This window comes from Micromonospora foliorum, from assembly GCF_022229015.1.
In the GTDB taxonomy this organism is placed as follows: Bacteria; Actinomycetota; Actinomycetes; order Mycobacteriales; family Micromonosporaceae; genus Micromonospora; species Micromonospora foliorum.
On record NZ_JAKKFF010000285.1, the window covers coordinates 1 to 7,578 of the forward strand.

Genomic DNA, 7,578 nt, shown 5'->3' on the forward strand with positions numbered 1-7,578 from the left:
CGCGCTCTGCGCCGCCCCGGCCGCCGCCGCTGCCCGCCCGGACGTCCCGTCCGCCGACCGGCTCTCCGGGTTGGCCGACCACCTCGGCCGGCAGACGCTGCCCGAGCGGGACGGCTGGGCGGCCGACGGCCCCGGCACCACCGGCGGCTCGACGGCCAGCCCCGAGCGGACCCGGGCGGTCCACAACCGGGCGGAGCTGGTCGCCGCGCTGGGCGGCGACAACGCCGCCAACGCCACCGACGCCACCCCGAAGCTCATCTACGTCGACGGTGCCGTGGACGGCTTCGAAGGGCCCGGCGGTACGCCGCTGAGCTGCGCCGACCTGGCCGACCCGGGGTACCGGTTGGACGCCTACCTGGCCGCGTACGACCCGGCGGTGTGGGGACGGGTGCCACCGAGCGGGCCGCTGGAGGAGGCCCGGGTGCGCTCGGTGGCCAACCAGACCCGGCAGACCCAGATCAACGTCGGGCCGAACACCACGATCGTCGGGCTGCGCGGCGCTCGACTGACCGGGCTCACCCTCATGATCGACCGGGCGTCGAACGTCATCGTCCGCAATCTGACCCTCGTCGACGCCCGGGACTGCTTCCCGGCCTGGTCACCGACCGACGGCGAGGCCGGCAACTGGAACAGCCAGTACGACCAGATCTCGGTACGCCGCAGCGAGAACGTCTGGGTCGACCACAACACCTTCACCGACGGCGACAACCCGGACAGCGCCCAACCGGTGTACTTCGGTCGGCCGTACCAGGTGCACGACGGGTCGTTGGACGTCACGCACACCGCCAGCCTGGTCACCGCCTCGTGGAACCGCTTCACGGGTCGGGACAAGCTGCTGTTGATCGGCTCGTCCAACACCGTCGGCCCGGACGTGGGCCGGCTGCGGGTGACCCTGCACCACAATCTCTTCGACGGCGTCCTGCAACGGCTGCCCCGGGTGCGTTTCGGTCAGGTCGACGTCTACAACAACCACTACCGGCTCGGTGGGGACGACTTCCAGTACGCGCTCGGCGTGGGTGTCCAGTCGGCGATCTACGCACAGAACAACTTCTTCACCCTGGACGCGGCGGTCGACCCGGCGGACCTGCTCCACGACTGGGGTGGCACCGCGGTGACCGAGCGAGGCTCCTGGGTCCGCCAGGGCGGCGGCGCGGCCCGACCGGTCGACCTGCTGGCGGCGTACAACGCGACCCATGACCCCGACCTGGCCGCGGACGCGGGCTGGACGCCCACCCTGCGCCGCGACCCCGTCCTGCCGGCGCCGCTGGTCCCCCTCGTGGTGGGCCCGCTCGCCGGCGCCGACCGACTGCCGATCTGACGGCTCGGCGCGCCCGCGACTCGCGGTCGGGTCGGCGACGTACGGGCTCATCGATGTGGTGAAGATCGGCTATAAGTGACGCATGGACTTCCCGCCGCACCTGGGCAGCATGCCGATGCACGCGATCACCGAGATCCACGGCGAACCGGGCCTGCTGGAACGTTTCCGGTTGGAGGTCCAGCAGTTCGACGAGGCGGCCAGGGCGCGGTTGACCGCCGCGCTCGACCTCGCCGCCGAACTGCACCGCGACGATCGACGGGTCCGTGAGCCGTACCTGAACCACCTGCTGCGGGTGGCGATCCGGTTGATGCACCACTACCAGGTGCGGGACGTGGACGTGATCGTCGCCGGTCTGCTGCACGACGCGGTGGAGGACCACCCGGCCGAGTTGGCCGTCGGGGCCCCGGGCGCCGACCCGACCGGGGCCGCGCTGGCCGCGCTCGCCGCGCGGTTCGGGCCCCGGGTGGCCACCCTGGTCGCCGCGGTCACCAACCCGGTGTACGACCCCGAGCGGGACCGCAACGAGCAGTACCGGGAGCACCTGGCGGTCAGCCTGGACCGGGAGCCCTGGGCCCGGGTGATCAAGGTGTCGGACTTCACCGACAACGGGGTGGGCGTGATCCACACGGTCGGGCCGAAGGTGATCTCGTCGGCCCGGAAGTACCGGCCGCTGGTGCCGCTGTTCCGGGACCTGATCGGCCGACCGGACACCCCGTTGTCAGCGGCGGTGAAGCGGCACATCTTCGGCCAGTTGGACCTTGCCGAGGAGCGGTTCAGCGCCATCCTGGACCAGCCCGCCCCGAGCTGACCCGTCCCCGGATCACCCGACCGGGTTCCGTGACAAGTTCTCAGATCTGCGAGGAAGCGTCGGGCATTACGGTTGGTTTCGCGCCAGATGAGAGGAAACGCCCCTCTCGGTTCGTCTTTCGGGCGTGTCACCAATCGAGAGGATTCTGACCATGCGCGACCTTCCCGTCGTGATCTGCTCAGGGCGACGGCCGTCGGCGCCGGAGCGGTCGCCATCCCGAGCGTGATCACCGGCAGCTCGGCGATCGCGGCCGACGGTCCCGGGTGGCCCTCCGACACGAAGTTCCCGCCGGCCCAGCTGACCGGCCGGATCGTCCGCCCACAGAGCCCCGACTACGCGGAGGCCAGCCTCGGCTGGGACGAGCTGTTCGTGCACTATCCGCTGGTCATCGTCTTCGCCCAGGAGACCCAGGACGTGGTCAACGCGCTCACCTGGGCCCGGCAGCACGACGTCGCGCTGCGGGTACGCAGTGGCCGACACAACCTGGAAGGCTGGTCGAACGTCGACAACGGCATCGTGATCGACGTCAGCGAGCTGAAGGACGTCCACATCGACACCGCCACCCGCACGGCGAAGGTCGGCGCGGGGCTCACCCAGTCGGAGGCGGTGACCGCCCTCGGGGAGCACGACCTAGCGGCGACGACCGGCACCGAGGGGACCGTGGGCCTGTCCGGGGCCACCCTCGGCGGTGGCTTCGGCTTCCTCACCCGCTACCTCGGGATGGCCTGCGACAACCTGATCGGCGCGGAGATCGTCGTGGCGGCGGGCGCCGACGGCGCGAAGGTGCTCGAGGTGGACCCGTGGAACTACCCGGACCTACTCTGGGCGCTGCGCGGAGCGGGCAACGGTAACTTCGGGATCGTCACTTCCCTGACCTACAAGGTCGCGCCGCTCACCAGCGTCGCCTACCTTCAGGTGACCTGGCCCGGTCTCGGTGACCTGCACGAGGTGTTCGACGCCTGGCAGCGCGTGGCACCCTTCGCCGACCCCCGCCTCGGCACCCAGGTGGAGGTGCACCCGGACGAGATCCTGTTGTTCGCGGTGCTCGCGGAGGAATCCGAGGCAGAGGCCAGGAAGCTGCTGGCGCCGATCCTGTCGATCGGCAACCCCACTGTCACCGTGCAGACCGGCAACTGGGGCGACATCTACGCCGGCTTCCAGATCCCGAACGAGGACGAGCCGGCGAAATGGAAGTTCTTCTCCCAGTTCACCCGCGAGCCGTTCCCCGACAAGGCGGTCAGCGTGATCCAGGCGTTCATGGAGAAGGCGCCCTCACCCGACAGCAACTTCTTCACCCAGGCCTTCGGCCGCGGGGCGCAACGGCAGGAGCCCTTCGGTGGCGCGGCCTTCCCGCACCGCGACGCGCTCTTCTACTCGGAGCCCGGCGTCGGCTGGGGCACCCGCGGCGAACCCGACAGCAACGACGCCGTGACCCCGATCGCCCAGACCTGGATCGCCGAGTTCAGTCAGGCGCTGCGGCCCTACGTGGACGGCGCCTACGTCAACGTGCCGAACATCGGCATGGCCGAGTGGGAGAAGGCCTACTGGGGGCACAACTTCCCCCGACTGCGCAAGATCAAGGCAAAGTACGACCCGCACAACGTCTTCCAGTACGACCAGAGCATCCCGCCCGCGACGCACTGACCGGGATGACCGGCGGTGCGGGCGCCAGCCGCACCGCCGATCTCCCCACCTCGGGCGCGTCGATCAGAGCGCGGCTTCGTTCAGGACGAGGCAGAGGGGGTTCGGGGCACTGGCGGCAAGGTTGCCGAGCACGGTGAGCAGCAGACCGTACTGATCGGACGGCTCGTCGACGAGCAGTTGGTCGGCGTCGGTGATCAGCAGGGTGAGCGGGCCGGCGTCGAGCCGGTCCCGGAGCGCGTCGGAGAGGGCGTCCCAGGTGTCACCCAGGTACGCGGGCAGGGCCAGCACGGCGGCGAGCGCGGCGAACAACCCGGCCCTGGTTCGCGTCGTCGCTCCGGCCAGCACCACCGCGCCGGGCACGTCGAGGGCGGCGTCGCGGCGAACGACCAGCCAGTCGGGCATCCGACCCGCGTCCTCGTCGACCATCACGTTCCTCCTGATCCGACCGGGGCGACATTGAGCCGGGGTGACGACGCGGGGGCCGGCCGACGCCGACCGGCCCCCGGATCGGTCAGAGCCGGTAGAAGTCGGTGTAGTGGTTGGGCGAGAACCAGGTGACCCCGGTGCTGCGGTTCACCACGATCCGGTACGCGTCCCGAGCGGCGCCCTGGGTGCGCGGGTAGACGTCGTACTCGTAGTAGGTGGCGTTGGTGGGCAGTTGACCCTCGTAGTTGTAGAACTGGCCGCCGGCGAAGTTGGACTTCCCCCCGCTCCAGGAGTACCAGCCGCGGCTGGTCGGGAACCCCTTGGCAGCCCAGCCCGAACGGGCGGTGCGGGCGTCCGCGCAGCGGCTCATGGTGCAGGAGCTGTAGACCGCCGCCGAGGCCGGGTCGGTCAACCGGGGGGAGACCACGGACGGGCCGACCAGCGCGGCGGCGACCATGGCGACGAGCAGGGCGAGGGTGGTGGTACGCCGGCGGATCGCGCCGAGCGTGGCCAGCGGGGACACGAGGGTGGACACAGGCTGCCTCCAGACCATCCGATCTATCGATCCGCGTGATTGTCGGACCGGACCCAGTCTCACCGCTGCCGGTCGACGACAACACCCCTCGGCACCCCAACTGCTCCACAATGCTCGGTGAACCCCGGATGATCATCTGTCTCGGCGCGCCCGATCGGGAGCAGCGCGAGCATGCCGATGCTGACCCAGAGGTACGCGTTGGCGCCCACGAACCCCCACGGCCCGGCCGACCCGTTGGCGAAGACCCAGACCAGCCCGCTGCACAGCACGACGTAGCCGGCGACGGCGGCACACGCCCGACGGCGGGCCGTCGCGCCGACCGGCGGCCACGGCAGCGTGGACGCGGCGAGCACCACCAGCCCCGGCACCAGCCACACCAGGTGGTGCACCCAGGTGACCGGGCTGACCAGGCACGCGGCGACGCCGGTCAGCGCGAAGCCGGCCCGTTCGTCGCCGTCGCGCACGGCCCGACGTACCCGTACCGCCCACACCGCCAGCACGACGACTACCAGCAGCAGCCACAGCCGCCGGTCCGGGTGCGCCGGATCGAGCCGGGCGACCAGACCGAGCAGCGACTGGTTCGACACGTACGCCAACTCACCGACCCGGTCGGTGTCCCACAGTGCCTCGGCGAAGAACATGCGGCTGGCCTCCGGCGCGAACGCCGCCGCGACCACGGTGGCGCCGACGGCGGTGCCGATGGCCGTGGCGGCGGCCCGCCAGCGCCCGGTGACCAGCAGATACCCGATGAAGATCGCCGGGGTGAGCTTGACGGCGGCGGCCAGCCCCACCCCCACTCCGGCCAGCCGACTGCCCCGCTCCAGCAACCACAGGTCCAGGTAGACCAGTGCCACCAGCAACAGGTTGACCTGCCCGAAGCTGACCGTGTCCCGCACCGGGTTGAGCCCGGCCAGCAGACAGCAGGCCACCGTGAGCGCGTACCAGCGGGTCCATCCGTGCCGGCGGGCCAACGGGTCCACCAGCAGGTGCAGCAGGAACGCGACGGCCAACGCGGTGAGCAGCAGGTTCGCCACGATCGTCGGGTACCAGGCCAGCGCGGCCATCGGCAGCATGGTGACCGCGGCGAACGGTGGGTAGGTGAACCCGTACCCGTTGCCGGTGGTCCACTCGTACAGGTCGCCGCCGCGCACCCAGTGCCCGACCGCGCCGTGGTAGACACCGACGTCGAACCAGCCCCGATGCCCGGGCAGCACCGCGATCCCCACCGCGAGCACGGTGACCAGGGCCAGCACCGTCACCACCTGCCGCCGACCCGCGTTCACCGGGCCACCTCCACCACGGCGGGTGGCACCAGCAGCCGCAGCGAACCGACCGCGAGCAACCCCACCAGCACCCCGGAGGCGGCCAGCACCGCCTGCGCCACGTCCGGCCCGAAGCCACTGGGCAGCGCCACGAACGCGAGCACCACCGCGCCCAGCGCCGCCGCCGGCCGGGCCCGCCCGTGCGCCGCCGCCGCGATCAGCACCAGACCCCAGAGCGCATACCAGGGCCGGGTCGCCGGGCCGAGCAGCGCCGTCGCCACCAACACCAGACCCAGCGCGTACGCCGGGCCGAGCCGCCGCCGATGCCACCACACGCCGACCGCCACGGCCAGTACGGCGGCCACGCCCAACGCCAGGCAGAGCCGCATCGGGGCGTCGCCCAGGTGCAGACCGAACCGCCCGGCCGCGCGCACCGCCACCCGACCCAACGCACTGGAGATCGACCAGCTGTGCCGGTACATCGGCGTGCCCAGCGCGCCGACCCACCCGTACCCGATGCCGGTGGCCCAGGTGACCACGGCGGCGGTGCCCAGCGCGAACCCGGCGGTGCGGGCCACCGAGGTCGGCAGCCCGCGGTGGCGCGCGGCGAGCGACACGACCACCAGCAACCCGACCACCGCCGGCACCTTGACCAGCGCGGCGAGGGTGACCAGCACGGTGGCCGCGCCGTAGCGGTGCTCGAAGGCGAGACTCAGCCCGGCCACCAGCAGCCCCAGCATCACCGCCTCGTTGTGCGCGCCCGCGACGAGGTGCAACGGCACGAGCGGGTTGAGCACGCCCAACCAGAGCGCGGCGGCCGGGTCGACTCCGCAGTGGCGGGCCAACCGGGGCAGGTACGCCACCAGCAGCGCCACCCCGGCCAGCGCCACCAGACGCAGACCGAGCACGCCGAGCACCAGCTTGCCGCCGGTCACCCCACTGACCACGGCCGCCACCGCGAGGAACACCGGCCCGTACGGCGCGGGGGTCTGCTGCCACATCTGCGGCACCTCACCGGCCAACGCGCCGCCCAACTGGGCCACCCCGTGCCGGTACACGTCGATGTCGGCGAGGACCATCGCGCCCTGCGCCAGGTAGCTGTACGCGTCCCGGCTGAACAGCGGCGGCGCCACCAGCAACGGCCCCGCCCAGCAGAGCAGGGTGAGCGCTGCGGACCGCCGGTCGACGACCTCGTCGGGTGCGTGCGGGTGCCGGCCCGCCCACCACCAGGCGGCGACGAGCAGGGTCAGGCCGGCGTACCCGCAGAGCAGACCCGGCCCGGCGAGCTGCCGCAGCGCGCTCCACCAGGCGGCGTGCGCGCCGACCGGGAGCGCACCGGCGGCCAGGCCGGCGCAGGACAGCAGCGCGGCACCGACGCCCCCGAGCAGCCGGTACGCGACAACGGTCGGCAGTGTGCGCACCCGGGCAGGATGTCGCCCACGGCTGACCGCCACACGACGACCGGACGATCACCAGGCGACGGCGTGATGTCGGACCGGCTCGGCCGTCCCGCCGTCGACGGCGGGTGGCGTGGTTCGGGCCGGTATGGGCTCTGCTCGGTGCAGGGGGGGCGGCCGCGAGAGCG

7 protein-coding genes are annotated in these 7,578 nt (G+C 72.2%); 3 read left to right on the top strand and 4 right to left on the bottom strand.

All coding sequences use genetic code 11. From position 1 onward, the window contains the following. From PSH25_RS20935 to PSH25_RS20945, 3 genes are all read left to right on the top strand, one after another. The coding region (locus tag PSH25_RS20935) for a pectate lyase family protein (RefSeq protein ID WP_372492822.1) at positions 1 to 1,318 on the top strand (1,318 nt) is incomplete at its 5' end. 82 nt (positions 1,319 to 1,400) lie between these two features. Then, the gene (locus PSH25_RS20940) at positions 1,401 to 2,126 is read left to right on the top strand and encodes an HD domain-containing protein (protein WP_238660703.1); all 726 of its coding nucleotides are present in this window, start codon (positions 1,401 to 1,403) and stop codon (positions 2,124 to 2,126) included. 222 nt (positions 2,127 to 2,348) lie between these two features. Next, on the top strand, positions 2,349 to 3,770 hold the full coding sequence (locus PSH25_RS20945; RefSeq protein WP_238660704.1) for an FAD-binding oxidoreductase: 1,422 nt from the start codon (positions 2,349 to 2,351) through the stop codon (positions 3,768 to 3,770). 63 nt (positions 3,771 to 3,833) lie between these two features. On the opposite strand, the gene PSH25_RS20950 is transcribed toward PSH25_RS20945, so the two are convergent. The 4 genes from PSH25_RS20950 to mptB all read right to left on the bottom strand — a co-directional run bounded on the left by PSH25_RS20950 (position 3,834) and on the right by mptB (position 7,414). After that, positions 3,834 to 4,196, bottom strand: a complete 363-nt coding sequence (locus PSH25_RS20950; RefSeq protein ID WP_238660705.1) for a barstar family protein — start codon at positions 4,194 to 4,196, stop codon at positions 3,834 to 3,836. 85 nt (positions 4,197 to 4,281) lie between these two features. Further along, positions 4,282 to 4,731, bottom strand: coding sequence for a ribonuclease domain-containing protein (locus PSH25_RS20955; protein WP_238660706.1), 450 nt, complete (start codon positions 4,729 to 4,731; stop codon positions 4,282 to 4,284). Positions 4,732 to 4,790: 59 nt separating this feature from the next. Next, positions 4,791 to 6,014, bottom strand: a complete 1,224-nt coding sequence (locus PSH25_RS20960) for a glycosyltransferase 87 family protein (RefSeq protein ID WP_238660707.1) — start codon at positions 6,012 to 6,014, stop codon at positions 4,791 to 4,793. Continuing rightward, complete coding sequence (mptB, locus tag PSH25_RS20965; RefSeq protein WP_238660708.1) at positions 6,011 to 7,414, bottom strand: polyprenol phosphomannose-dependent alpha 1,6 mannosyltransferase MptB; 1,404 nt, start codon at positions 7,412 to 7,414, stop codon at positions 6,011 to 6,013. Before mptB ends, PSH25_RS20960 begins: the two co-directional genes overlap by 4 nt. Positions 7,415 to 7,578: the final 164 nt, after the last annotated feature.